Raw genomic sequence first — 22,252 nt, forward strand, 5'->3', positions numbered from 1 at the left:
GCGTCCTCACCTGTAACGGTTAAAAGCTTTTTATACCGTTACAACACGCCCTTGCCCAAATCGTTCCCCGATACGATATTAGCGCTATGGAGACGTTGAAAACCATTGACGACATCAGTCTGCTCGGCGGCCACGCAGCGCTCGACTTCGTCAATACGATAGACAGTCGCGGCGAGAGGTGGGGCCCAGATTTTCTCACGTCGTTCGGGGATCTGGTCGGTTGGGCTCTTCGCGCCGGTCTGGTGGATCGATCTGAACATAATGTCTTGCTAGACAAGGCGGCAAACAACCCTGGTGTGGCGGACGCAGAACTTGAGAAAGCCAAAGTCCTAAGGGAATCCCTTCACCGTATATTCAGCGCGGAGGCCCAGGAGACGCCTTGTGATCAACACGATCTCGACCACCTGAGCTCCGCTTGTCGACTCGCAGCCGGGCAACGAAGCCTGCGAAAAGGGAAGGACGGCGTTATCTGGAGCAACGCACCTGCCATGTCGATGACTGCCATCGCAGAGCGGATCGCGCCTTTGGCAGCGGATCTCCTGATATCGCGGCAGCAGCGCCGCGCGGTACGGATATGTCAGGGAAGAAACTGCGGTTGGCTATTTCTAGATCAGTCTCGCGGCGGTCACCGGCGGTGGTGTTCGGACAAGACTTGTGGCTCGGCTGCCAGAGTGCGGAAATTCCGGGCAGAGCGCGTCGATTAACGAGCCACGCCATTAACTGGCAGCTGAAGCTGTTGGCCGTTGACCGATTATATTCGTTCGACCACGACGGAATCTGCGCTGCGCAAACTTGGGGCATCACAGACGGCTTCAATGTTGTTCCCATCTGGATCGAGCACGAAAGCTGCATAGTATCTGTCGTGGTATGGCCGCAGACCGGGCCCTCCATTGGAACGCCCGCCGGCTTCGAGCGCCAGCCGGTGAAACGCTTCGACGTCTTCTCGCGAGCGAGCCTGAAACGTCAGGTGGATTCGCGACACGAAATCGTCGGCAGCATCCACATAGATTTCATCGATCACAAAGTGGTCTGCCCCCTCCCCGAAAACGCCCTCAAGATGAAGCGCATCACAGATCGCGCGATAGAACCTCCGGCTGGCCTGGAGATCTGAGACCCGAAGATGAATATGATCGATTACCCGACCCAAATGATACATCGCAATTCTCCCGCGACCGCAAATCAAATACTAAGTGGTAAGCCTTAAATCCTTTGACGGTTCCCCAGAGCTGGCGGATGCCTTGGCGGCTGAGTGGCTCTGGTAAGGCATGGCGATGCTGCCACCTGGCTGCATCGCCCCCATCGTAGGTGTCGCGCTAGAGCACCCAGCCGCCATCTATCGTCAAGCTGGAACCGGTCATGTAGGAGGAGCCAGGGCCGGCGAGATAGGCTACGAGCTCCGCGATTTCGGACGGATGAGCAACGCGCTTCATGGGGCTACGCTCGGACAGGTACTCCAAAGCGCCAGCATTCATGTCAGTGTCGGTCGGGCCGGGCTGCACGTTGTTCACGGTGATGCGTCGCGGTGCGAGATCAAGCGCCAATCCTTTGACCATTGCCGCGACAGCCGCCTTTGTGAACTGGTACACGCTTGTTCCCTGCATACCGGTCCGCTCGGCGGTATTGGAGCCGATCGTAATAATCCGGCCACCATCCTTCATTCTCGCCGCCGCGGCCTGGATGGCGAGAAACACCCCGCGGATATTGACATCGATCATGAGATCAAGCTCCTCAAGCGAAACTTTGTGGACCGTGTTAGTGCGAAGAATGCCAGCGTTCACAACGACGGCGTCAATAGCGCCCAGCCTTTCCACGGTAGTACGTACCGCTGCTTCAATGGCCTGTGGGTCCGCACTGTCCGCCTGGATCGCGATGGCACGGTGTCCGTCCGCTTCGATCTCCGAAACGAGTTCTGAGGCGGTGTCTGGCCGCGACACATAGGTAAAGGCAACGTCAAAGCCATCCTTGGCAAGTTTGCGGGCCGAAGCAGCACCTATTCCGCGCGCGCCTCCGAAGACGAGAGCGGATCTGGGTTCGTTGACCGTCATAGGTTCTCCATTTTTGATAGATCAGTCCATAATTATCCGGAAAAGTACCCGCTCCGATTACAAAGCGGGTCTTATGGCATCAGTCGGTAGGTTGCGAACCGCGCCATCGCTTTTAACTCCTTTGCCGATGCACCGCCACGCGCGGCAATCTGCAATCCCGTCATTGTCATAACAACGAAGGCGGACGTCTCGGCGGGATCGAGCTTGCGAGCAATCTCCCCGCGCTCTTGGCCTTCGACAATCCTCTGCGCGACATGTCTCATGAGCATTTCGCCCGACGCCTTCCGACGAAGGTTGAGGTCTGGATCCGTTGTTCCAAATTCACCCACTGATCCTACGCCCATGCAGCCCAGCGCCCGTTCCCGATCGTCTTCTGGCGCAAGACCTGCCAAGAGATTTTCTATTCCTTCAATCGGACTGCCGTAGGAAAGCCTGATCAAATGAGCCGACCCTATCCGCTCCAGGTAGGAATCGAACGCTTCAAGGTAAAGTGTCCGCTTATCACCAAACGCGCCATATAGGCTCTGCCTGCCAATGCCCATCGCTTCACGTAGATCGTCGGTGGACGTTGAAGCGAACCCCTTCGCCCAAAACACCTGCATTGCTTTTTCTAATGCCGCGTCGCGGTCAAATTCTCTAGGTCTCGCCATGGCGTGATAATTAGCTATTATGGACTACCCTGTCAATAACACTACTGCAGGATCGCCGCTTGTCTTCAGTCTCCAGCAATGCCATCCGACCAGGATTGCAAACGGCTGGCCTGTCAGCGCGCACAAGTAGCGCCCGCTTGCCATGAGGCGAACCCGCCCGAATCCATTTCGCTGGAAGGGGAATTCGCGAAAGCCGACGTCGGACCGGCAGTGAATGCCAATCGCGCTCAACATGGACGTTAAAGCTTCGAACCGCACAACCGTAACCTGATATAGACCATTAGCGCTGGCTGGTGTGCGGGGCAGCCCTATTGGTCATGGAACTTGCCGCTTATCCGGTCGTTTTCCGACACGTACCGTCAAAACCCTTCCAAAAAAGATGCCTTTGAACTGCGGCTCGCACGCTTGCAGGGACAGGCACGCAAGAGGAATGATCATGTCAGACATCACTGACCAGTCCCGCAAAACCGTCCCCGCACCCAAAGATCAGCATTTGCGCGATATGGCCGATTGCATCCGCTTTCTGTCGATGGATGCGGTTCAGGCGGCCAAGAGCGGTCACCCCGGCATGCCGATGGGCATGGCGGATATCGCAACGGTGCTGTTTTCCGATTTCTTGAAGTTTGACGCCGCCGATCCGCATTGGTTCGACCGGGATCGCTTTCTCATCTCCAACGGCCATGGGTCGATGCTGCTTTACAGTCTGCTCTACCTGACAGGCTATGAAGATATGAAGATCGAGGAGATCAGGCGCTTCCGTCAGATCGATAGTCGGACCGCTGGCCACCCGGAGTATCATCATGCGACCGGTATCGAGACCACGACCGGACCGCTTGGCCAAGGGCTAGCCAATTCGGTTGGACTGGCGCTTGGCGAGCGGCTCCTGAACGCTACTTTCGGCGACGATCTTGTTGACCACAACACTTATGTTTTTGTGGGTGATGGCTGCCTGATGGAAGGGATCAGCCATGAGGCGATATCGCTGGCCGGTCATCTGAAGCTCGGTAAGCTCATCGCTTTCTGGGACGACAACTCCATATCGATCGATGGTGCGACAAGCCTTGCCGAATCCGAAAACCAGCCAGCACGCTTTCGGGCAGCCAACTGGCATGTCCAGGAGATCGACGGTCATGATACCGATGCCATTCGCGCCGCGATCATTGAGGCACAGAAAGTGAAAGACCGCCCGTCGCTGATTGCCTGCAAGACCGTCATCGGGTTCGGGTTTCCCACCAAGGCAGGCACCCAGAAGGCCCATAGCGACGCACCCGGTGAAGAGGAGATCGCCGGCGCCCGCGACATTCTCGGCTGGAAAGCGCCGCCTTTCCAGATCCCTAACGGTTTGCTCGCCGCCTGGCGCAAGATCGGTGCGAAGGGTCGCACGGAGCGGGCGGCCTGGGCAAAGCGGGTTGAGGAAAGTGCAAACCGCGATTTTGAGCGGCGGATGAAGGGCGAACTATCGCAGAATTGGCGCTCGGCCATCTCCGCCGCCAAGGATGAGCTCGTCGCATCCGAGAAAGATCTGGCAACCCGCCAGGCAAGCGGGATTGTGTTGAACCACCTGTTCGATGCGATTCCTGAACTGCTTGGCGGTTCGGCGGATCTTACCCCATCCAACAACACCAGGGCAAAAAACCAGGCGGAAATCACGCCCGGCAATTTCGATGGTTCATATATTCATTACGGCGTACGCGAGCACGGCATGGCGGCCGCAATGAATGGTTTGGCGCTCCATGGCGGTCTCATCCCGTATGGCGGGACGTTTCTGACATTTTCCGACTATTGCCGTCCTTCGATCCGCTTGGCTGCGATGATGGAAATCCGTTCGATCTTCGTCATGACCCACGATTCTATCGGGCTTGGCGAGGACGGGCCGACCCATCAGCCGATCGAGCATCTCAGCGCACTCAGGGCGATCCCGCGGCTTGCCGTCTATCGACCAGGAGATCCGATCGAAACGGCAGAATGCTGGGAGGCAATCCTCGATACGCCGCGCGAAGCGGCGCTGATCGCACTCTCGCGCCAGCCTATGCCCCTCCTGCGGCGGGACCCGTCCTCACAAAACCATGCGGTGAAGGGCGGTTACGTCCTGCTTGAGGCGGAAGGTGGACAGCGGCAGCTGACAATTTTCGCAACAGGGTCCGAGCTTCATTTGGCGGTCGAGGCAAGGGAAGTCCTGCAAAAAGACGGGATAAGGACAGCTGTCGTTTCGATGCCCTGCCGTCTCGTGTTCGAGCGACAAGATCCGAGTTATCAGCATCAAGTCCTTGGCGTGACGCGAGCGCGTGTCGCGGTCGAAGCGGCTGTCCGCGATTCCTGGGACCGCTATCTTGGCCTTGATGGCGAATTTGTCGGCATGCATGAGTTCGGCGCATCGGGCAAAATCGGCGACGTCTACAAGAAGTTCGATATCACCACAGATGCCGTCATACGCGCAGCCAGGAAAACATTGGCCCGCGTCTGACTGTCCAGGCCACAACGCCGAGGTTGAATGGCAGGCAAGACCTACTGGGACCTGCCTGCCGCCGGCCAATCGTCCGAGGGCTCGTCGATCTGACGATCGGACCTGTCGTCCACAGGATCACGAAGCTGGGTGGATTCCTTTTCGATCATGTAGATCACCGCGGATCGCTCGGCGCCCTTGGCGACGAGCTCCTCGACCAGAGCAAGAAGCTTTGGCTTGACCTCTTTTAAAATGTTTTGATTTTGGCTCATTGTTTCCTCCCACGTGCTATCGGCATTTAGCAGATACTTCTCAGCATCTTAGCCAAAGCTCTTTCCGGCATTCGCATCCTCCGCCAGGACCAGGCTCGCTGGCGGTGCACCGCTGTCGTCCCCTTGGATGATTGCCGAGACATAGACCAGCGCATTCTTCATGCCGTTCATCGTGTAAGGCTTTTCGATTGCTCCAAGGGCACCGGCAAAGTCTGGTGGGATTCGCTTGATGTTGCCGCTGACGAAGACGTAGGGGATGCCGGCCGCCGCCAGCTCGCGCCCAACATCAATTCCGGTTGGCCCATCCATCAGGTGAATGTCGACGAAAGCGAAATCTGGCTTCGCCTTGCCGATCTGGTCTCGGGCCTGGGCGCTGCTCATGGCGAGCCCCGTGACCTGGTGACCCGCCATCTCCACTTCGCTTTCGAGCTCCATGGCGAGCAACATCTCATCTTCCACGATCATGACTTTCAATGCGCACTCTCCTGATGGTCGCCGACAAGCAGCACCACATCGACGACCGTTTTGCGGCCGTCCTGTTTCCGTTGGATCTCAGCGCCCAGCTGCAAGGCTGATGCTTCCAGCAACAGTTTTCCGAGCTGAGCGCTCTCACGATCCGGCTCGACCGGTTCCGACGTGTCTTCGACGCGGATCAGGAAATGACCGTTTAGGCGCCGGACGACAACATGAATATCTCCGCCACCGTCGCTCAAACCACGGCGAACGGCGTCCCCGACCAGCTCGTTGACGATCAGGGACAGCGGCGTCGCCTTCACAGCCGGCACGAGGAGCGGGGAGAGATCCAGAGATAGACGAATGTCCTTTCGACCGGTTGCATCGACCAGATCGGTCACCAGCTCACGGGTGAACTCCGACATGTCGAATTTCGAGACGTCGTCGAGCGTGAATAGCTTGCGTTGGACCGTGCTGAGAGCCTCGATGCGGTTAAGGACCGACATAAGCGTTTTCCTCTGCCGATCGTCCGTCGCTATACGCGCCTGCATCTTGACGATCGAGGCCATGGTCAAGAGGTTGTTCTTCACCCGGTGGTCGACCTCGTGAACGAGCAGGGTACGGGCCTCCAAGGCTGCGCGAAGATTGGCCGTGTGTTTTGCAACCTCCGCCTCGGCCTCGTGACGAGCCGCCGCCAAGTCCGCCTCGCGGCTCTTGACCGTTGTGAAATCCAGCTGGGAGGCGAAGAAATAGATGATTGTCCCAGCCTCATCCCGCACAGGGCTGATGAAGACGGCGTTCCAGAACGTGCTGCCATCCTTTCGATAGTTCAGAATGTCGACAGCCACATCCCGACCCGCCACGATGCTGTCGCGGATTTTTGCGACTGTCTCCCGGTCCGTTTCCGACCCTTGCAGAAAGCGACAATTCCGGCCGATGATTTCGTCGTCGCTGTAACCGGTCAGCTTCCTGAATGCATCGTTGCAGAAGATGATCGGATTATCAGGCTGGCTGGGATCCGTGACGATCATTGGCATGCGCGTAGCCTTGAACGCCGCCGCAAACGGGTCTTCGCTGACGTGCCCGGCGACCAGGCGGTCTCCGGCGCTGCGCGCATCCCGCCGATTTTGATCCTTTTCCTGCATTGTGATCCTGATTGTGTTAACCGACAACAGAAGTCGCGGCGGATGAATTCGTTCCTGCCAGTCATTTTATAGGGTGCGGTAGCAACACCGCCCCGATCTCACACACGACACCGGCAGCGTCATAAATGATTGCCGACGTTCCGTTGAGCTCCGCCGCCAGCAAGCGCTCGACCAGGCGGGATCCAAAGCCCTTCTTGTTCGGTTGAGCGACCGTCGGCCCGCCCTTTTCCTGCCAGCGGTGGCTGAGAGCCGAGGTTTCGGGGTCATAGCTCCAGATGATCGACACCCGTCCGGTTGGAGTAGATAGGGCTCCATATTTGGCGGCATTCGTTCCGAGCTCGTGCAAGGCGAGCGACAATGTCGCAACTGCCTTTTGAGGCAGGAGAACGGATGGACCGGAAACGGTGAATCGCTCCGGCGGGTAAGGCGCAGTGGCCTGCTCGACCAGCGCGACGAGGTCCGCGCTCTGCCAGTCACCTTCGGCAAGCAGATCATGAGCGTGGGCCATTGCCGAGAGGCGCGCTTCGAACGCAGCGATCGCAGCTTGTATGTCAGTCGCCTGCGCGACGGTCTGACGCGCAATGGCAATCACCGTTGCTAAAACATTCTTCACGCGGTGATGCAACTCACCGATCAGAACCGCCTGAAGCCGGGCGGCTTCTATTTTTGCGGAGATATCATGGGCAATTTTCGAGGCACCAATGATCTTGCCAGCCGGGCCATAGACCGGTGAGACACTGAGCAAAATGTCAACCAGATGGCCGTCCTTGCGGCGACGCTGTGTTTCGTAGGCCTCTATCACGAAACCGGCTTTGATCTGCTGGAGCAAGCCCGGCTCTTCGTCACGCCTGTCTTTTGGTACAAGCACCAGGACAGACTGACCCACAATCTCCTCAGCAGTGTAGCCGTAAAGCTGCTCGGCACCACGGTTCCAGGCCGTAATCGTCATGTCCAAGTCGATCGCAAGGATCGCGTCGTTAGAGGATGCAATGATAGAGGCCAGGCGCCGCTCGGCTTCCTGAGCCTGCTTGCGTTCCGTGATATCAACCGAGACAACGGCAACCTGATGGATCTTCCCCTCGTCATCCCGCAAAGCGGAAACCGTATTGTTCACCCAGACGAGGCTACCGTCCTTACGAACATAGCGCTTCTCCATGTCGAAGCTTTGGCCGGTCTCGGCAAGCCGGTTGAACAAACGGGTTTGCTCGGGCATGTCAGCGGCAAAGGTGATGTCGGCGGTGTCCTTCCCGACGAGTTCCTCCTCTTCATATCCGACGATCTCACAGAACCGGCGGTTGACGTGCAGGATCTTGCCTTCCAGGCTGCCCTGACCAATACCGGCTGTAGATTGGGAGACAACCGCCCGGAGCCGTTCCTCGCTTGCCTGCAACGCCTGGTCAGCGCGGACGCGATCAGTTGTTTCGTTGACGATGCAGAAGACCCCGCAAACTGTGCCGTGTTCATCGCGAATGGCCGAATAGGAGATGTCGAAATAGACCGTTTCCGGGTAGCCGTGCCGCTCGATGTAGAAGGGACGATCCTTTGCAGCCACCGTTTCTCCGGTCTCCAAGACCCGGCGCAAAAGTGGCTCAAGATCATCCCAAAGTTCGGCCCAGTTCTCTCGTGCGGGCCGGCCAAACGCCTTGGGGTGCCGTTGGCCAATCGTCGGAGCGTAGGGTTCGTTGTAAAGCGCGACAAGGCCGGGTCCCCAGAACATCACGATCTGAGCCATCGCTGGCAGCATGATGTCGACGGTGGATTTGAGGCAGACAGACCATTTTGACGGCGGCCCCAGGATGGAATCGTCCCAGTTTCCGCTCTCGATAAGGCGAGAGATCTCGTCGGTCCCTTCGAAAATCTTCCCCGCTTCGCTCCTCATTGGTATCCGCTCTACATTCCCATTGCGCCACCGCACCTTGTTTCCGATCTTCCAGCTGGCAGATTTATGGCGCAACCAATTCCCTGCAAGGCCTTTCCTCAATGAAATCAGCGTGAGATGCCAGCTTAGGCGTAAGGTTTCTCGTCCGTTTACCAACTCTGATTGGTCTTGACCCCGCACGCCCCATTTCCCATATGGGCGCCGCAAAGAAGGGGGAAGGCTATGCGCGCGTTTCTGGAAACAGCATTCGGACCAATGGAGCTCGAGACAATTGATGAGGCTTTCCAAAATTGGCTGGACGCGCACCAAGTCCTAAAAGGCAGCCCGGAAGCCGAGCTCGCCGCAGCGATCATAATCACCCTTTATCGGGAGGGCCACGATACCCAGTCGGCTCTGGAGATGGCCATGTCTAAGCATCGCGGGCTGAGTGATCTTGCCGGTTAGCGCCAATGCTCTTGTGCAACTTTAGGTTTGAGAACATTGAACGTTTCAAACGGCTTGGTGACGGCGCGTCTTTCGTCATCGCTGTTTCAGGTCCATTGTTCAGCAAGACAACAGAAGCCTGCATTTTGCGAACAAAATTCAACTGCTTGCCGCATTTGGGCAAGGCGAAGCTCAACTACAGTTCTATCGATCGATGGGGGCAGCTTGGCAAGATCATCGGCAATTATGTCGATCTCTTGCAGGAAGAATAATGGGTCAAAGCGCCGCCGCGTTTGACTGCTCAAGTCAGCGACATTGCGTGAAGCGTTCAGTGGTGAAGCATAGTCCACTTACATGATCTCGCAGATGTAGCATGGTTTATTAAACGCGAAGGGTCCGGCTGCGAGCGCAGCCACAGGAACTGTGAAAGGCATAATCATTCCTTCTTCATTGAGATGAAAAACGGCTCTAATTGCTCCAGGTTCCGAGGTCGGACTTCAGTCCGACATTGCTCAGACCTTAGTCTGACATAGCGTCGAACACGACGCCGAGGGCTAGCCCCCATCGGTGTTGTACCCGTTATTGTCACTTAGAGCGAATGGGCGGACGCACTTCGATTCCAGCACATATTGGACCAAGGTCCGGGGTATCCTTCCAGGAACCTTCCGGGCTAATCCAATGCAGTACTTAGAAGAGGTTAAATCGTGTTGGATCCGTCGCTAATCGAGCCAGAACAGCACTACTGGGCAATTAAGACAACCCCTGATGCCATTGTCGAAGTCGTTTACGTCTCCACAGTATTCGGCAAGGAGCGGGAATATTGGACCGTCGCTCGTTTCGGCAACGAAGCACATTCAATGCTTGAAGAATTCGACTTTCTAGAGATGGTCTCGCGACCAACAGCGAGTGGATAATTCGTCCTGGACCCAAAAAGTCACTCGCCAAGCGGTTGCCGGAACACCAGACCTGCTGGCGAATATCGCGTTCCTCGCGCTTTTGACCTCATCGAGTAGGATGGACCGCAATAGCCTGCGGAATTTGGTCCCGCACTCCCACAAAAGTGGGCGCACTTGGCGGAATGTGCGCCTTGAGCCAAAAGGAATAAAATTCACGATGGTCAGGCGTGACGTCAAAATCGAGTGTTTTATTCGAACGCCGATTAATACGAGGCCGTAACGAGGACATCCCGCGACGGTGCTTCACACTGCCTGCGTGGTCCTTCGAAAGGCTGATAGCTGTTGTCTTGCGCACGGTAGGACTGGTAGTGTTCGACACACCAACCTGATGCGGTTTCATTTCCTCCTGCACGACCAGCACCGGCCATTGCATTTTGTGTGGCAACCTCTTCGCGGCTGCTGCCAGCCTGCTCTGCAAAGGGTGAGGTGCAACTGCGCATCTCGCCGCTGAAGGCGCGGTAGTTATTGGTGGAGGGATTGTAGGAGCGGTAGCGATGCGAGCACCAAGCGAGGTGCTCTGCCGGAATGGCCGGTTCTGCCGCAGAATCCGCGACAGGTTCTGGATCCTGCGTGCGCGCGGCCACGATGACCTTCGGCGCACCGGTCACGTAACTCGAATAAGCTGGCGCGATTCGCTGATAATTCTGTTTACCCGGATCGACGCGAACCAGACCTGTCGTCCAAAGATCGGGCGCGGAAAGATCGGCGAGCTGACGCGTTTCCGATTTCGCCATGACGATGGAGGCCAGAGATGCCGGCACGACACAGACGGCGACGGACGTCACGATACCGAATGTCAGTGATGCGACCGCGTTCATTTGCCAGGCTCCCGCTGCTCGATTGGAACGAATACCCTGCCCTGCTTTTCGTCACCGCGATCGACATTTGAAAGCAGAACGAGGATGCAGCCGGCCATTGCCATTAGTATTGCGACGATCGGAAGAACGACGCTTGCCGATTTCGTTTCCCCGTAGTTCATCTGTCTCTCCATAAGAAAAAAACGGTGGAGCGAACGCCACCAGCTTAGGTTACGGTACCGGCTTCAGGCTGCGCCACTTGGGCGCCACTGGCGTGCGGCTGTTGCTGCGCAGAACCACCGGACTGATCGGTCTGGGCTGCACCCTTCTTTTTGATGATCGCGGCATCCTTGGCAGTGGCGGACATGAGGCCCATAGACGAAACACCGATCGACAGCGCCGCCACCAGCATGGCAAGGGACTTCTTTTTCATGACCATCTCTCTGGGTTCAGGCCGCACGCGGCCATACCTCACAAGTGCGGCTGGATTTCGTTTCGTATTGACCAAGAAAGGACGCGGCATCAGCCGCGTCCGGGATCAGGTCAGTTGATGACCTGGATCACCTTGCGGGACGTCGGCTCTACGATGACGCGCTCATCATTCACGACCGCATAGGCATATTTCGGATTTTCGGGGACCGGCGTTACAACGACGGTCTCGGGAAGCGGCTGGCCGACAACCACCCTTTCCTTAACGACGACTGTAGCTGAAGGTGCCGGTGCTTCCCGCACATAGGTTACGACCTTCTGCGGCGGCGGATCGATAACCGTTCCAACGACGGCACCGGCCACACCACCGACTGCAGCGCCGACAGGTCCGCCGACGATCGCGCCGGTTACGGCTCCGCCTGCAGCGCCATTGACGGTGGACGACTGAGCGAGTGCGACGCCCGACATGAGGGTCGCGGCCGTAGCCACGCCTACCATAACCTTAGAGAGCATTTTTATTTCTCCTTGTCGCTGAGCGGCCCTTATGACCGCGGCCCCACAATCCGCCAAAGGTATCGCTTGTTCCCGATATCGGACCTCAGTCCGGGGCAACACGGACCATAGTCGGGGGTCGGGAACCGCGACCATTTTGCCTCGTTGCTACAGCGATGAAGGAGTGCAATTATGAGCATCATCCATAGACCCTCCGCCGGCCCGGTCGCGATCAATGCGTCAGTCGTCGCCTTTGTTGCATTCCTGTGCGGCGCACTCTACTTCTTCGGCGCGGCCATGTCGGGCGATACGCAGATCACCAGGAGTGTTGTCGGCGCGGACATCATCGATACACGCGATGTTCCGAACTAAAGGCACCCGAGATGTCACGCAGCTATCTGGAATTCTTCTAGGGTAGTACCATGTCTGTCGGACACGCAGTCGACAGGTCGCAGATGCATTGGCTCAGCCGTTGGAATGCCCGCTCGTTAGCCTCCCAGTTTTTCATAACCGGGGGCGTTGTGTCGATCATGGCGATGCTGCTGATTGGCATTCTGCTGACACGGCTGATCGAGGATGCGGTGATCCACAATTCCGGGGCAGCGACCGCGCTTTATGTCGATAGCGTCGTTGCTCCACTTCTTCCAGACATGCAAACAGAAACGCTTCTCGACGAAGGAAGCGCCCAGGCACTAAACGAGACGCTGTCGCAAGGCGCGCTCGGAAAGCGCCTCGTCTCGTTCAAGCTCTGGAGCAGCGACGGCACTATCCTCTATTCCAACGAACCGGAGCTGATCGGCCACAAATTCCCGGTCAGCGACAAGCTTCGCCAGGCATTTTCAGGTTTGCTCGTCGCCCGATACGAGGTCGCGAGCGATCCGGAGAGCGAAAAGGAGCGGCAGCTCGGCAAGCCGCTGATGGAAATCTACAATCCGGTGCTGCAGCCATGGTCCGGTCAGCCCGTCGCAGTCGTCGAGTTCTATGAAACGGCTCAGGGACTTGCGGACAGCATCGCTCGCGCAAGACGATGGAGCTGGGCATCGGTCGCTGGGCTGACGGCAATCTTCTTTTTAACGCTTTCGGCGCTCGTTTTCCGTGGTAGCCGGCTGATTGAGGCACAGCGGACCGATCTCCGGAACAAGGTAAAGGAGCTCTCCGCGTTGCTCTCCGAGAAGCTCGCGCTACAGCGTCGCTTGCAGCGATCTTCCTTGCGGGCGGCAACCCTCAACGAAACCTACCTCCGAAGCGTCGGCGCCGACCTTCATGATGGACCCGCTCAGCATATAGCCTATGCCTCCTTGCGGCTCGACAGCGAAATGCTGGTCGACGCCACAACAGACCCTGCTATGCGAGAAAAGGAACTGGCCTGGATCCGTTCGAGCCTCGCCGAGGCCATGAGGGAGATCCGCACGATCTGTCGCGGTCTCGTCCTGCCGGAGATCGAAGGTGTCTCGTTCGAAGAAATCATCGAGCGGGTTGTCTCTGCCCACGAAACAAGAACAGCCAGCGCGGTTGCGCGCAACGTCGAGGATGATCATTCAGACTTATCGGCCGCCGTGAAGATCTGTGTCTATCGCTTCGTACAAGAAGCCCTCAACAATGCCTATCGTCACGGCGGCGGCATCGAACAATCGGTAACCGCACAAGCGCGTGGCAGCGAGGTCCGGATCGAAGTCCGCGATCAAGGGGATGGCTTCGATCCGAATGAGGTGCGGCCGACAAGTCTCGGGCTTGCGGGACTTCGCGAACGCGTCGACAGTCTGGGGGGCGATTTCGATATCAAGACGGGCAGCGCAGGCACTGTCGTGTCGATGACGCTTCGGTTGATGGAATTGGAGGCGGTAAGATGACGGCTATCACAATCGGGATCGTGGACGATCACCCGCTGTTCCGCGAGGGCGTCAGCCGTAGCCTTTCGGAGGTCGCTGATTTTGTGGTGATCGGCGAAGGCGCGAGCAGCGATGACGCGATCAGGCTGGCGGCCTCGGATCGCCCCTGCGTGCTCCTACTCGACGTTTCGATGCCCGGTGGTGGCCTGCAGACAATCAGTTCGGTTTTGTCACGAAGTCCGGAAACGCGGGTGCTGATGCTAACAGCATCCGAGGAAGTCGAGACGCTTTCTGCAGCCTTGCAGCGCGGCGCGGCCGGATATGTACTGAAGGGAATTGGATCGCGCGGACTTGCCGAAGCGATCCGGGTGGTGATGCGCGGGTCGAAGTTCGTCTCACCCGTAATGTCTGCCAAAGTGATAGAGCGCTCCCTTGGAGCGCATTCCTCGCCCAAGGCCTCGCTGACGCCGCGTGAGCGCGAAGTAATGGGACTCGTCGCTGAAGGTCTTTCCAACAAGCATATTGGATTGCGGCTCGATCTGCAGGAAAAAACCGTTAAGCATCACATGACGCAAATCCTGCTGAAGCTCGGTGTCACAAATCGAACAGAGGCCGCCATTAAATGGCGGGATCTAGCCTAGTGAAGAAAACGCGAGAGGCGCGTAACATCTGCCTGCGTCGCGATCCTGTTGCTGATCGTCCGACCCTTCGGATCTTTCATGACATAACGGTTCGACACAATGGTCTCGATAATTCCGTTTCGGTGTCGAATCCGGATTGAGCCATCCGCGCTGCGTGTTGCCTGCACACCATTAGCCGCACTGGTCATCCCCCCGTCAGCGGGCTCAGCTGAAGTTGCCGGACCGCCATTACCCTTGCCATTCCCGCTATTGCCATTGCCATTCCCGCTGCCCGCGCTGGAATTTCCATTTCCGCCGCTGTTCCCACCGCCCTTGCCGTTACCGCCGCCATTTCCATTGTTGCCGCTCTTTGCGAAGGCATCGAGCGTGAGTAAGGACGCGCCTTCAAGCGGAAAAAAAGCGCTGGCCAATCCCGCACCAGCAACGATTTTCAACATGTTTCGTCTCGAGCAACTCATAATTTGAGCCTCCTTCTCAGGATACTACGCAGGACAGGACTTATGAGATTTCTGCCTCCTCCGAAAAAATCCAAGCCGGCTAGACAATTTCGGCGCCAAACACGGACCAGGATTGCGACGGACATCGAAAGGTCTCGACGCCGTTGACCCATCTTCGGTTTCCTCAAGCGCTAATGTTAGCCCCGGCTGACGCGTAACGAAACCGGTCATGACACACTATGATCGCCGAGACACATGCACGCTCTCTTCATTCAATTGATTGCGTAAGGCTCTTGATCACGCATTGAGCAACGCGCCATTGGAATTGATGGCCTCCGATCTTGGATCTCGCCCCAAGTGAGAAAAGAAGATCGCACGCGACGTATGACGACGACGCTGCTGTTCCCGGGTCGACCGGCAGATGATCCAGGATCGACACTAATAGGGCACCACCAACAACCGCCACTGTTTTAAGCGCCGAACTTATACCGAGCGTTTCGTACGAGACCTCGCAGCCAACCGCAACGCCTCAGCAATACCCTCGGCACCGTCCTTCTTATCGACGATATGAATATCAGGGAGCCCATCGACCAGCTCCGGGTTGCCAGTGAGAAACACGACTGCAACGTCGAACCCTGTCGCAAGGGAACGGGCAATTTTCGGGCCTGATAGACCATCCGCAAGTCGGACATCAACGATTGCCAAATCCGCTTCACGGGCCAGCTCCATAGCCTCGGTCGCTCTTGTCGCGATACCGACGACTTCAAATCCTTCAGCCAGAGCAATGTCTTCGATGACAAGAGCCACATCCGGCTCATCCTCGACAATAAGTACGCGCATACGAGACTCCAGACTGTGACCAGACTTTGGATCCTAACACCAGCAAGCAGCGTCGCACCACGGCACAAGGTCTTATGACTGAAGGATTTTCATTGCTATGCAACGAATATTGATGCCTCATTCCCTGCAAGGCTTGCCAGCATTTCGGCACCGTGCTGTGGTCTACCGAATAGATATCCCTGTCCCGTCTCGCACTGTAGTTTGCGAAGGAGTACGTGTTCGGCAGGACCCTCGACCCCCTCTGCGACGATCTCAAGATTCAGGCCATGGGCAAGCAAGACGATCGCTTTTACGATCTCGAAAACGTTCTGATCCTCGGTCATCCTTCGAACGAAGGATTGATCAATTTTGAGTTTGTTGAGCGGCAGGTCGGCCAGGTAGCTCATCGAGGAATAGCCAGTGCCGAAATCGTCTAGCGCAAGTGATACGCCGGTCGCGCTAACGGCAGCCATCGTCGATATCGACCGGCCACCATCGCTTAGGAATACAGATTCCGTAAGCTCGACGCAGAGTCGGGACGGGGGCAACCCGCTTGCAAAAAGCGCTCGACGTACGTCCGCCTCGACATCCGCTCTTTCGAACTGAATCGGCGACACATTGACCGACACGATCCCTTCCGGCCACAGCATGGCCTCCGCGCAGGCCTCCATCATAACCCATCGTCCGATATCGCAGATCATTCCCGAAGATTCTGCAATGGGAATAAATTCCGTTGGTGCGATGAGCCCAAGCTCCGAATGGCGCCAGCGCAGCAGCGCTTCTGCACCCACGAAGCGGCCAGTCACGAGATCGACCTGCGGCTGGTAAAGAAGAAAAAACTGTCCGTCTCGCAGCGCATTGCTCATGTCGGCTTCGAGACGTCTGGAGCGCACCTGCTGCAGTGCCACCGCCGGATCGTACATCGACCATCGCTCCGACGTTTTTTTCGCACCGTCGAGCGCGGACTCGGCAGCCCGTAATGAACTCTCGGCACTTTCCAGACCAACCCTTGCGACACCGACGCGAACAGCCACCGACGCTGATATCTCGTCGAATACAACAGGCGATTCGAAGGCGGCGAGGAGCAAGCCCGCATGAAGAGCCGGGTTGGCATCTTCCCCGGCACTGAGGACAGCGAACAGGTCACCATCTATGCGCGCAAGCAATTCACAGGGAAAAGTGGCGGAGAGCCGTGTAGCGACAGCCTTTAGAAAGGTGTCGCCGACATCGCGACCCAGTGTCGCGCAGATGTCCGAGAAGCGCTCAATGTTCAGGACGGCCACTACGCCGTTGCGCCCTTCGAAACGTGCAAGGAATTCACGCCGGTTCAGAAGCCCCGTAAGTTCATCGCGCTCTGCCATCCGCTTGAGCTTTGCCTCGTACGCCCTGCGAGACGTAACGTCGCGGATAATCATGCAGCCACCGAATGAGCCTCTACCTAGCCTCCCCTGTTCCTCGACTGGTGAAAGGGTGATGGCCACTTCGTAGGTTATCGAATTGCAGTCATCTTTATGCCTGACGAACTCGATGACGGTGCTGTGGATCCTGCCTGGCTCGCAATTGTATAGAGCTGTAAGACCACGAACTGCGGCAGCAACGGAATGCTCTGAACTTGCCAGCAGATGTGCTCCGGCGCCCACGCGCAGAATCGATTTGGCAGATTCACTGATTTCAGCGATGACCATGTCGCTGGTGAAGGCAACAATCCCATCCGAGCTGTCGGCGATAATCCGCCGCATCAGGCGGCGGGTATTGCGTGCTTCAATATTAGCAAGGGCGGCCAGCATCTGGCCGAGATCGATCCGCTCGGTCAGCGCCAGACCGCCTGCCAGAATAAGCTGCAGCCACGGCACTACCGTCCCGGTGATGATTGCAAAATCCTTCTGGAGAATGAAAGCAGCGACTTCGCCGGCCATTCCCGCGGCAACGGCGAGAAGGCAAAGATTCGCCAGGCCTACCGAACGCGATAACAAGATGGCGACGATGAGCGCGGCCGCAAGGAGTAGCTCCAGCGGCGTCTGATTAAACGCTGTCAGAAGACGGTCTTGGATCAGTGTCTCCGCTGCAAGCACATGAATGAGCGGACCAGCCAGTGCTGCATTCACCGGTACCGGGAAGATATCTTTAAGCTCGGTCGCAGACGCACCGACCACGACCGAACGCCCTGAAAGTTGGCCGGCCGCAACCTTCCCGGAAATTACATCCGCCATAGAATAGGTCGGCACGCTGGTGGGTTTGATGGAAAAATCAATCAGCCGTCGTCCTGAAGTCTCAGCGCTTCTGGCAAGGGCGGAAGCGGCAGACGGCGTTGCTGCGCCATTGAATTCGCTGCCGAAGTCGAACTTGCGCACAACGCCATCGGCATCCGTGGTGACGTTGGCAAAGACTGGCCAGGCATTGGATAGCAGACTGGGAATCGGCTTGGTGACGCTGGTGTTAATCGATGCCGCAGCGATTTGCTGGCGAAAGACCGGCAGCAAGACCCCGCTGCCGGCTTGTTCGAGGGCAGATGAGAGCGCGCCATCTTCGGCCGCGTTTGATGGCGTTGAGAAATCGATATCCAAAAAGATATCTGCTGCATCCGCCGCGATAAGCTTTGCTAGAAGCTTTGCATAGATGCCGCGTGGCCAAGGCCAGACGCCGACCTCGTCAAGCGTTTTCTTGTCGATGGCAATGAAGACGATTTTTCCCGAGGCTTCTCGTGGCGCCCACTCGAAGCGTTGGGCAATCAGGCCGTCATTAAGAGCGGTGATTGCGTTGAGCGCAGGCGCGACGACCGGAAGCGCGAGCATCGCGGCTATGAGCCCCCCACGCAAGGCGATCGGCCCGGCAATTGCGGAGCACATTCTCCGCAGGGAAGAGCCAAAGCTCGTCACTTGTTGTTGCCCTTGCCGCTATTGCCCTTGCCGCCGCCATTGCCACCCCCGTTACCGTTGTTGCCTTTGCCGTTGCCCCCAGCGTTTCCGCTGTTTCCGCCACCGTTTCCGCTGTTCCCATTGCCGTTATTGCCGCTGCTTCCGGCACCGGAACTGCCTCCATTCCCGTTGCTTCCAGAGTTGCCGTTGCTGCTGCCGTTGCCACCCCCGTTACCGTTGTTGCCGTTGCCGCTCTTTCCACTGTCGTTGCTTCCGGAGCTGCCCTTGCCGGACTTCCCGTTGCTTTGCGCGGCGTTCTTCGCGTTTGCATCATTGCTCGCCTTGGACGACTTGCCCTTGTCATCTGTCGTGACTTCAGCCTGACCTGCGAGCGCTGTCGTCCCCACGGCAGGCACAACTGCAACAGACGGCGCAACCGGGCTAATTGTGGGCCGCGAGTTCGCGCCAGATACCTTCATTCCCGACTTCCGGTCGACGGTGGCACGCTGACGGGGGCCGACATTGGCCAGCTGGCCGCTCGCGAATGAGGTTACCTGTACCAGGCCACGATCAACGGACACTGAAGCGTTTGTCTTGCCGACGCTGACATGGAAAATTGTGCCCTTCACAACAGCAGCCAGATAAGGTGTCTGCACGGTTGTATGAGGCTGGCTGCGCTTTTCGATCTCAAGATCGAGTTCGCCGATCTGCTGGAGGATGTTGGTCTTGCGCGCGCTGAACAGTCCGCCCGACTTCGTTGTTATTGCAGCCAGGGTGCTTGGCTGGAAGCCGATACTTTCAACACCGCGCACAAGCTGTACCCTTCCGCGAGGGCCCGTCGAGATCCAGGCGCTGTTTGGAACGACGTCGCCTGTCTGCAAGTCCTTCCACATTGACTGGTCGGTCGTATAGCGTACCTGGCTGCTCGCCTTGGCAACATGCCAATCATCGTCACCAGAGGCATAGGCGGTCAAAGGAAGAAGAAGTGTGACGAGAGCGAAAAGATGAAGAAGAACGCGCATTGATGCCCCATTTGGTTTGGGGTCATTAATGCATTTCTCACTTAAGAATGGTTTTAAAAAACCGGCTAAATTCTCGCGACGGTCAATTATCGAGGAATTCGTCAATGCCATGTTGGCATGCTCTTGCCAATTCAGTCCAACATCGGGTTACGCCGATCGAGTGGACAGCTCTCCCAATACAACGACGTTGTCCAATTGAGGCTTTGGCCTGGCGACTAGGTTTTCAATGCTGCGGACACCCCGGACCAAGATCTGATCCCGGAACTCACGATGGATGAAGCGATCATCCTGGATTGTGGGTCGTCCACGGCAGTATCGGACGCTTCCCGGACGCTGCCGCGTTGTGGGGCCAGCGCATTCAGTTCTTTCATGAACTTGCCAGGTCGGCCAGATCGACGTGGATGTTGCCCCGTTATGATCAACATAGGATATTCCCGAATCAGCGCTTCAACCGCCTGTTCGCGGCGGCCTGAGCTTTGACTGGTCACGTTGTAATCAGGCGACGTCCAGCACGATTTTACCCTGGATGCTCCCTTCGGAAGCCCGACGATGAGCGGCCGACGCCTGGGCCAGCGGATAGGTACTGTCGATCACTACCCGAACGGAGCCATTATCGAGCAGACGGCCAGCCTCCGCCAGTTGCGCTCCGTTCGAACGCACCTGCGTCGTCGAGACGGTGATCTTTCGTCGGGCAGCTTCATGATGGCCTGAAAAGCCCAGCGGGTTTACAAGAAACAGGGCGCCATGCTGCCTGATGCAGGGGAGAAATCGTTCCATGCCCGCGCCACCGACGGCATCGAGCACCAGATCAACATCCTTCGCCACGGTTTCGGCAGCCGCCTTCGTGTAGTCGAGGATAATATCGGCACCGAGATCATTGAGAAGCGCCTCATGCTTGCTGGAAGCAACGGCAATCACCTTTGCGCCTTGCCATTTCGCGATCTGGACTGCGAGATGGCCAACCCCGCCGCCCGCGCCGTTCACCAGCACCGTCTTGCCGTCGAGCGGTTCCGGCGCATGCGCGAAGATCTGGAACGGGTTCGGCTCATCATGTCCCAGATCGACCAAGAATTGCCAGGCGGTCAGAAGCGACATCGGCGCGCCGGCCGCTTGGATATGATCGACCCCCGAAGGTTTCAGTGCCAAATCCGATGTGGGAACGCGAACGTATTCTGCATAGGCGTTGCTTCCCGTCATCAAGTCATGCGGGAACCGGACCATCGCATAGACCTCGTCGCCGACCTTGAACTGCGTCACGTTTTCACCGACAGCCGAGATCTCGCCGGAAACGTCGGTGCCAAGGATCAGCGGAAAGCGTGGACTGGGGTGCCACTCTGGCGGCAGAACCCGATAGCCGTCGCGCAGATAGAGATCCGGCGGGTTGAGGCTCGCGGCATGGACGCGAACGAGCACGTCGTCCGCCGAGATTTCCGGTCGGGGTGCATCCTCATAGCGAAGGACATCTGGTCCTCCGAATTCGTGCAAACGCACGGCTTTCATCATGTCAGTCATCGCTACCTCTTTGGATGTCGTTTCCATGACTGAAGATATGACTAGTTGGCTGCATTGATAATGGTGAGATTATTCGCTTTAATAGTGCCATGAAGGAACAAATAGGAATTGATCGGCTGACAGGGCTGATCGCGTTCGCCCGCGCCGGATCGCTCGGAAGCTACACCGCTGCCGCACGTTCCTTGTCCATCTCACCATCGGCGGTCAGTAAAAGCATTCAGCGGCTGGAGAAGCAGCTTGGCGTCTCGCTCTTTGCGCGCACGACGCGTTCCCTGACGCTGACGGCAGAAGGGCACGATCTGCATGAGCGTGCGCTAAGGCTGCTGCACGACGCCGAAGACATCGAACAGGCGGCAAAAGCAGTGCGCACCGAGCCCGCCGGCACATTGCGGATTGCTGCCTCACTGCCGATCGGTCTGCATATCATCGCGCCCCTGCTTCCTCGTTTTCGCAGTCTCTATCCCAAGGTGAACATCGATCTGCGTTTGAGCGATCACATAGTGGATCTCATCGAAGGCGGCTTCGATCTGGCGGTGCGCATCGGCGATCTGTCAGACTCGCGCCTGCTCTCGCGCCGCCTCCTACCGCATCGTTTGTGCTGCTATGCCTCACCCGAATATGTGGCGCGGCGCAGCCCGCCGACCCATCCGGACCAATTGGAAGAGCACCAGACGGTCAACCTGCGCTACCAGAGCAGCGGCCAGCTGTTCCGCTGGCCTTTCCGCGTCGGGGACAGGGAGGTGGAGATTGTGCCTTCCTGCGCCATCATCGTGGACGCAAGTGAAGCCGTGATTGCCGCGATTGCGGCGGGTGCCGGCATAGGAATGGCAACCAGTTTTATGGCCAGCGCCTGGGTGAGCCGTGGGGCGCTTGTTCCGGTTCTGGCCAACTATGCAGTGAACCGGCACGATATCACGGCGCTGTGGCCAGAAAGCCGAAGGTCGAACCCGGCCGTGCGCGCTTTCGTCGATACCTTAGTGGAGTTGTCGTGACACTGGCAGTGAATGCCCGCTACTGGCGGATACTGTTGAAAAACTATTGGTGGTGAGCATCTCATCTATCCCCTTAGAAATTAGCGTCCGTGACACGAACGCCCGCCGAGATATCGTAATGCCTTTCTAGGAGGCTAAATGTGTGTAACTCGGTTGTGGAT

25 protein-coding genes are annotated in these 22,252 nt (G+C 57.5%); 8 read left to right on the forward strand and 17 right to left on the reverse strand.

What is annotated here, in order from left to right; genetic code table 11:
- Nucleotides 1–38: 38 nt before the first annotated feature.
- Nucleotides 39–260 (reverse strand): hypothetical protein, encoded by a 222-nt coding sequence (locus tag AB4Z25_RS15205; RefSeq protein ID WP_442208366.1) that lies wholly within the window; start codon nucleotides 258–260, stop codon nucleotides 39–41.
- Here AB4Z25_RS15205 and AB4Z25_RS15210 point away from each other — a divergent pair.
- Complete coding sequence (locus AB4Z25_RS15210; RefSeq protein WP_310300772.1) at nucleotides 159–704, forward strand: CGNR zinc finger domain-containing protein; 546 nt, start codon at nucleotides 159–161, stop codon at nucleotides 702–704. The two genes, AB4Z25_RS15205 and AB4Z25_RS15210, sit on opposite strands and share 102 nt — an antisense overlap.
- Before the next feature lie 47 nt (nucleotides 705–751).
- On the opposite strand, the gene AB4Z25_RS15215 is transcribed toward AB4Z25_RS15210, so the two are convergent.
- The 3 genes from AB4Z25_RS15215 to AB4Z25_RS15225 all read right to left on the reverse strand — a co-directional run bounded on the left by AB4Z25_RS15215 (nucleotide 752) and on the right by AB4Z25_RS15225 (nucleotide 2,695).
- Nucleotides 752–1,156, reverse strand: coding sequence for a VOC family protein (locus AB4Z25_RS15215; protein WP_442208326.1), 405 nt, complete (start codon nucleotides 1,154–1,156; stop codon nucleotides 752–754).
- Between the two features lie 157 nt (nucleotides 1,157–1,313).
- The gene (locus AB4Z25_RS15220) at nucleotides 1,314–2,045 is read right to left on the reverse strand and encodes an SDR family oxidoreductase (protein ID WP_112390648.1); all 732 of its coding nucleotides are present in this window, start codon (nucleotides 2,043–2,045) and stop codon (nucleotides 1,314–1,316) included.
- 71 nt (nucleotides 2,046–2,116) lie between these two features.
- Nucleotides 2,117–2,695, reverse strand: coding sequence for a TetR/AcrR family transcriptional regulator (locus tag AB4Z25_RS15225; RefSeq protein ID WP_112390649.1), 579 nt, complete (start codon nucleotides 2,693–2,695; stop codon nucleotides 2,117–2,119).
- 436 nt (nucleotides 2,696–3,131) lie between these two features.
- On the opposite strand from AB4Z25_RS15225, the gene tkt reads away from it, so the two are divergent.
- On the forward strand, nucleotides 3,132–5,159 hold the full coding sequence (gene tkt / locus AB4Z25_RS15230; protein WP_112390669.1) for a transketolase: 2,028 nt from the start codon (nucleotides 3,132–3,134) through the stop codon (nucleotides 5,157–5,159).
- Nucleotides 5,160–5,200: 41 nt separating this feature from the next.
- On the opposite strand, the gene AB4Z25_RS15235 is transcribed toward tkt, so the two are convergent.
- From AB4Z25_RS15235 to AB4Z25_RS15250, 4 genes are all read right to left on the reverse strand, one after another.
- Nucleotides 5,201–5,410, reverse strand: a complete 210-nt coding sequence (locus AB4Z25_RS15235; RefSeq protein WP_112390650.1) for a hypothetical protein — start codon at nucleotides 5,408–5,410, stop codon at nucleotides 5,201–5,203.
- Between the two features lie 48 nt (nucleotides 5,411–5,458).
- Nucleotides 5,459–5,884, reverse strand: coding sequence for a response regulator (locus AB4Z25_RS15240; RefSeq protein ID WP_112390651.1), 426 nt, complete (start codon nucleotides 5,882–5,884; stop codon nucleotides 5,459–5,461).
- Nucleotides 5,881–7,008: a PAS domain-containing protein gene (locus AB4Z25_RS15245; RefSeq protein ID WP_112390652.1), complete on the reverse strand. Its 1,128-nt coding sequence runs from the start codon at nucleotides 7,006–7,008 to the stop codon at nucleotides 5,881–5,883. The genes AB4Z25_RS15240 and AB4Z25_RS15245 overlap by 4 nt, the downstream gene beginning before the upstream one ends.
- A 61-nt stretch (nucleotides 7,009–7,069) precedes the next feature.
- A complete protein-coding gene (locus AB4Z25_RS15250; RefSeq protein ID WP_442208327.1) occupies nucleotides 7,070–8,887 on the reverse strand; it encodes a PAS domain S-box protein in 1,818 nt (605 codons plus the stop codon).
- Nucleotides 8,888–9,109: 222 nt separating this feature from the next.
- On the opposite strand from AB4Z25_RS15250, the gene AB4Z25_RS15255 reads away from it, so the two are divergent.
- Together AB4Z25_RS15255 and AB4Z25_RS15260 are read left to right on the forward strand one after the other, a co-directional pair.
- Complete coding sequence (locus AB4Z25_RS15255) at nucleotides 9,110–9,331, forward strand: hypothetical protein (protein ID WP_112539142.1); 222 nt, start codon at nucleotides 9,110–9,112, stop codon at nucleotides 9,329–9,331.
- A gap of 5 nt (nucleotides 9,332–9,336) precedes the next feature.
- On the forward strand, nucleotides 9,337–9,582 hold the full coding sequence (locus AB4Z25_RS15260; RefSeq protein ID WP_148194377.1) for a hypothetical protein: 246 nt from the start codon (nucleotides 9,337–9,339) through the stop codon (nucleotides 9,580–9,582).
- An 887-nt stretch (nucleotides 9,583–10,469) separates the two neighbouring features.
- On the opposite strand, the gene AB4Z25_RS15265 is transcribed toward AB4Z25_RS15260, so the two are convergent.
- The 4 genes from AB4Z25_RS15265 to AB4Z25_RS15280 all read right to left on the reverse strand — a co-directional run bounded on the left by AB4Z25_RS15265 (nucleotide 10,470) and on the right by AB4Z25_RS15280 (nucleotide 12,005).
- Nucleotides 10,470–11,084 (reverse strand): BA14K family protein, encoded by a 615-nt coding sequence (locus AB4Z25_RS15265; RefSeq protein WP_112390655.1) that lies wholly within the window; start codon nucleotides 11,082–11,084, stop codon nucleotides 10,470–10,472.
- A complete protein-coding gene (locus AB4Z25_RS15270) occupies nucleotides 11,081–11,245 on the reverse strand; it encodes a hypothetical protein (RefSeq protein ID WP_162698779.1) in 165 nt (54 codons plus the stop codon). Before AB4Z25_RS15270 ends, AB4Z25_RS15265 begins: the two co-directional genes overlap by 4 nt.
- Nucleotides 11,246–11,289: 44 nt before the next feature.
- Complete coding sequence (locus tag AB4Z25_RS15275) at nucleotides 11,290–11,496, reverse strand: hypothetical protein (RefSeq protein ID WP_148194376.1); 207 nt, start codon at nucleotides 11,494–11,496, stop codon at nucleotides 11,290–11,292.
- Between the two features lie 110 nt (nucleotides 11,497–11,606).
- Entirely contained in the window at nucleotides 11,607–12,005 is a 399-nt protein-coding gene (locus AB4Z25_RS15280) for a DUF1236 domain-containing protein (protein WP_112390657.1), read from the reverse strand.
- A 171-nt stretch (nucleotides 12,006–12,176) separates the two neighbouring features.
- On the opposite strand from AB4Z25_RS15280, the gene AB4Z25_RS15285 reads away from it, so the two are divergent.
- The 3 genes from AB4Z25_RS15285 to AB4Z25_RS15295 all read left to right on the forward strand — a co-directional run bounded on the left by AB4Z25_RS15285 (nucleotide 12,177) and on the right by AB4Z25_RS15295 (nucleotide 14,454).
- A complete protein-coding gene (locus AB4Z25_RS15285) occupies nucleotides 12,177–12,356 on the forward strand; it encodes a hypothetical protein (protein WP_112390658.1) in 180 nt (59 codons plus the stop codon).
- A gap of 83 nt (nucleotides 12,357–12,439) precedes the next feature.
- The gene (locus AB4Z25_RS15290) at nucleotides 12,440–13,834 is read left to right on the forward strand and encodes a sensor histidine kinase (protein WP_112390670.1); all 1,395 of its coding nucleotides are present in this window, start codon (nucleotides 12,440–12,442) and stop codon (nucleotides 13,832–13,834) included.
- Entirely contained in the window at nucleotides 13,831–14,454 is a 624-nt protein-coding gene (locus tag AB4Z25_RS15295) for a response regulator (RefSeq protein ID WP_112390659.1), read from the forward strand. Before AB4Z25_RS15290 ends, AB4Z25_RS15295 begins: the two co-directional genes overlap by 4 nt.
- On the opposite strand, the gene AB4Z25_RS15300 is transcribed toward AB4Z25_RS15295, so the two are convergent.
- From AB4Z25_RS15300 to AB4Z25_RS15320, 5 genes are all read right to left on the reverse strand, one after another.
- Nucleotides 14,451–14,891, reverse strand: a complete 441-nt coding sequence (locus AB4Z25_RS15300) for a hypothetical protein (protein ID WP_442208328.1) — start codon at nucleotides 14,889–14,891, stop codon at nucleotides 14,451–14,453. The genes AB4Z25_RS15295 and AB4Z25_RS15300 overlap by 4 nt on opposite strands.
- Before the next feature lie 483 nt (nucleotides 14,892–15,374).
- Nucleotides 15,375–15,731, reverse strand: a complete 357-nt coding sequence (locus AB4Z25_RS15305) for a response regulator (protein ID WP_112390661.1) — start codon at nucleotides 15,729–15,731, stop codon at nucleotides 15,375–15,377.
- A 95-nt stretch (nucleotides 15,732–15,826) separates the two neighbouring features.
- The gene (locus AB4Z25_RS15310) at nucleotides 15,827–18,502 is read right to left on the reverse strand and encodes an EAL domain-containing protein (protein WP_442208329.1); all 2,676 of its coding nucleotides are present in this window, start codon (nucleotides 18,500–18,502) and stop codon (nucleotides 15,827–15,829) included.
- Nucleotides 18,503–18,582: 80 nt separating this feature from the next.
- Nucleotides 18,583–19,698, reverse strand: a complete 1,116-nt coding sequence (locus tag AB4Z25_RS15315) for a FecR domain-containing protein (protein WP_162698778.1) — start codon at nucleotides 19,696–19,698, stop codon at nucleotides 18,583–18,585.
- Nucleotides 19,699–20,082: 384 nt separating this feature from the next.
- Entirely contained in the window at nucleotides 20,083–21,099 is a 1,017-nt protein-coding gene (locus AB4Z25_RS15320; RefSeq protein WP_112390663.1) for an NADP-dependent oxidoreductase, read from the reverse strand.
- A gap of 89 nt (nucleotides 21,100–21,188) precedes the next feature.
- On the opposite strand from AB4Z25_RS15320, the gene AB4Z25_RS15325 reads away from it, so the two are divergent.
- Entirely contained in the window at nucleotides 21,189–22,091 is a 903-nt protein-coding gene (locus AB4Z25_RS15325; RefSeq protein WP_112390664.1) for a LysR family transcriptional regulator, read from the forward strand.
- The last annotated feature ends 161 nt before the right edge of the window (nucleotides 22,092–22,252 follow it).

The organism is Rhizobium sp. RAF36 (assembly GCF_052114105.1).
In the GTDB taxonomy this organism is placed as follows: domain Bacteria; phylum Pseudomonadota; class Alphaproteobacteria; order Rhizobiales; family Rhizobiaceae; genus Rhizobium.

What these genes read in the sequence shown, in the direction of transcription:
- AB4Z25_RS15225 (WP_112390649.1), bottom strand. Translation starts at nt 2,695, where the DNA reads ATGGCGAGACCTAGAGAATTTGACCGCGACGCGGCATTAGAAAAAGCA.
- AB4Z25_RS15315 (WP_162698778.1), bottom strand. Translation starts at nt 19,698, where the DNA reads ATGGCATTGACGAATTCCTCGATAATTGACCGTCGCGAGAATTTAGCC.
- AB4Z25_RS15325 (WP_112390664.1), top strand. Translation starts at nt 21,189, where the DNA reads ATGAAGGAACAAATAGGAATTGATCGGCTGACAGGGCTGATCGCGTTC.
- AB4Z25_RS15305 (WP_112390661.1), bottom strand. Translation starts at nt 15,731, where the DNA reads ATGCGCGTACTTATTGTCGAGGATGAGCCGGATGTGGCTCTTGTCATC.
- AB4Z25_RS15245 (WP_112390652.1), bottom strand. Translation starts at nt 7,008, where the DNA reads ATGCAGGAAAAGGATCAAAATCGGCGGGATGCGCGCAGCGCCGGAGAC.
- AB4Z25_RS15290 (WP_112390670.1), top strand. Translation starts at nt 12,440, where the DNA reads ATGCATTGGCTCAGCCGTTGGAATGCCCGCTCGTTAGCCTCCCAGTTT.
- AB4Z25_RS15300 (WP_442208328.1), bottom strand. Translation starts at nt 14,891, where the DNA reads ATGTTGAAAATCGTTGCTGGTGCGGGATTGGCCAGCGCTTTTTTTCCG.
- AB4Z25_RS15235 (WP_112390650.1), bottom strand. Translation starts at nt 5,410, where the DNA reads ATGAGCCAAAATCAAAACATTTTAAAAGAGGTCAAGCCAAAGCTTCTT.
- AB4Z25_RS15275 (WP_148194376.1), bottom strand. Translation starts at nt 11,496, where the DNA reads ATGAAAAAGAAGTCCCTTGCCATGCTGGTGGCGGCGCTGTCGATCGGT.
- AB4Z25_RS15255 (WP_112539142.1), top strand. Translation starts at nt 9,110, where the DNA reads ATGCGCGCGTTTCTGGAAACAGCATTCGGACCAATGGAGCTCGAGACA.
- tkt (WP_112390669.1), top strand. Translation starts at nt 3,132, where the DNA reads ATGTCAGACATCACTGACCAGTCCCGCAAAACCGTCCCCGCACCCAAA.
- AB4Z25_RS15220 (WP_112390648.1), bottom strand. Translation starts at nt 2,045, where the DNA reads ATGACGGTCAACGAACCCAGATCCGCTCTCGTCTTCGGAGGCGCGCGC.
- AB4Z25_RS15215 (WP_442208326.1), bottom strand. Translation starts at nt 1,156, where the DNA reads ATGTATCATTTGGGTCGGGTAATCGATCATATTCATCTTCGGGTCTCA.
- AB4Z25_RS15285 (WP_112390658.1), top strand. Translation starts at nt 12,177, where the DNA reads ATGAGCATCATCCATAGACCCTCCGCCGGCCCGGTCGCGATCAATGCG.
- AB4Z25_RS15280 (WP_112390657.1), bottom strand. Translation starts at nt 12,005, where the DNA reads ATGCTCTCTAAGGTTATGGTAGGCGTGGCTACGGCCGCGACCCTCATG.
- AB4Z25_RS15320 (WP_112390663.1), bottom strand. Translation starts at nt 21,099, where the DNA reads ATGACTGACATGATGAAAGCCGTGCGTTTGCACGAATTCGGAGGACCA.
- AB4Z25_RS15270 (WP_162698779.1), bottom strand. Translation starts at nt 11,245, where the DNA reads ATGAACTACGGGGAAACGAAATCGGCAAGCGTCGTTCTTCCGATCGTC.
- AB4Z25_RS15250 (WP_442208327.1), bottom strand. Translation starts at nt 8,887, where the DNA reads ATGAGGAGCGAAGCGGGGAAGATTTTCGAAGGGACCGACGAGATCTCT.
- AB4Z25_RS15310 (WP_442208329.1), bottom strand. Translation starts at nt 18,502, where the DNA reads ATGCTCGCGCTTCCGGTCGTCGCGCCTGCGCTCAACGCAATCACCGCT.
- AB4Z25_RS15260 (WP_148194377.1), top strand. Translation starts at nt 9,337, where the DNA reads ATGCTCTTGTGCAACTTTAGGTTTGAGAACATTGAACGTTTCAAACGG.
- AB4Z25_RS15205 (WP_442208366.1), bottom strand. Translation starts at nt 260, where the DNA reads ATGTTCAGATCGATCCACCAGACCGGCGCGAAGAGCCCAACCGACCAG.
- AB4Z25_RS15265 (WP_112390655.1), bottom strand. Translation starts at nt 11,084, where the DNA reads ATGAACGCGGTCGCATCACTGACATTCGGTATCGTGACGTCCGTCGCC.
- AB4Z25_RS15295 (WP_112390659.1), top strand. Translation starts at nt 13,831, where the DNA reads ATGACGGCTATCACAATCGGGATCGTGGACGATCACCCGCTGTTCCGC.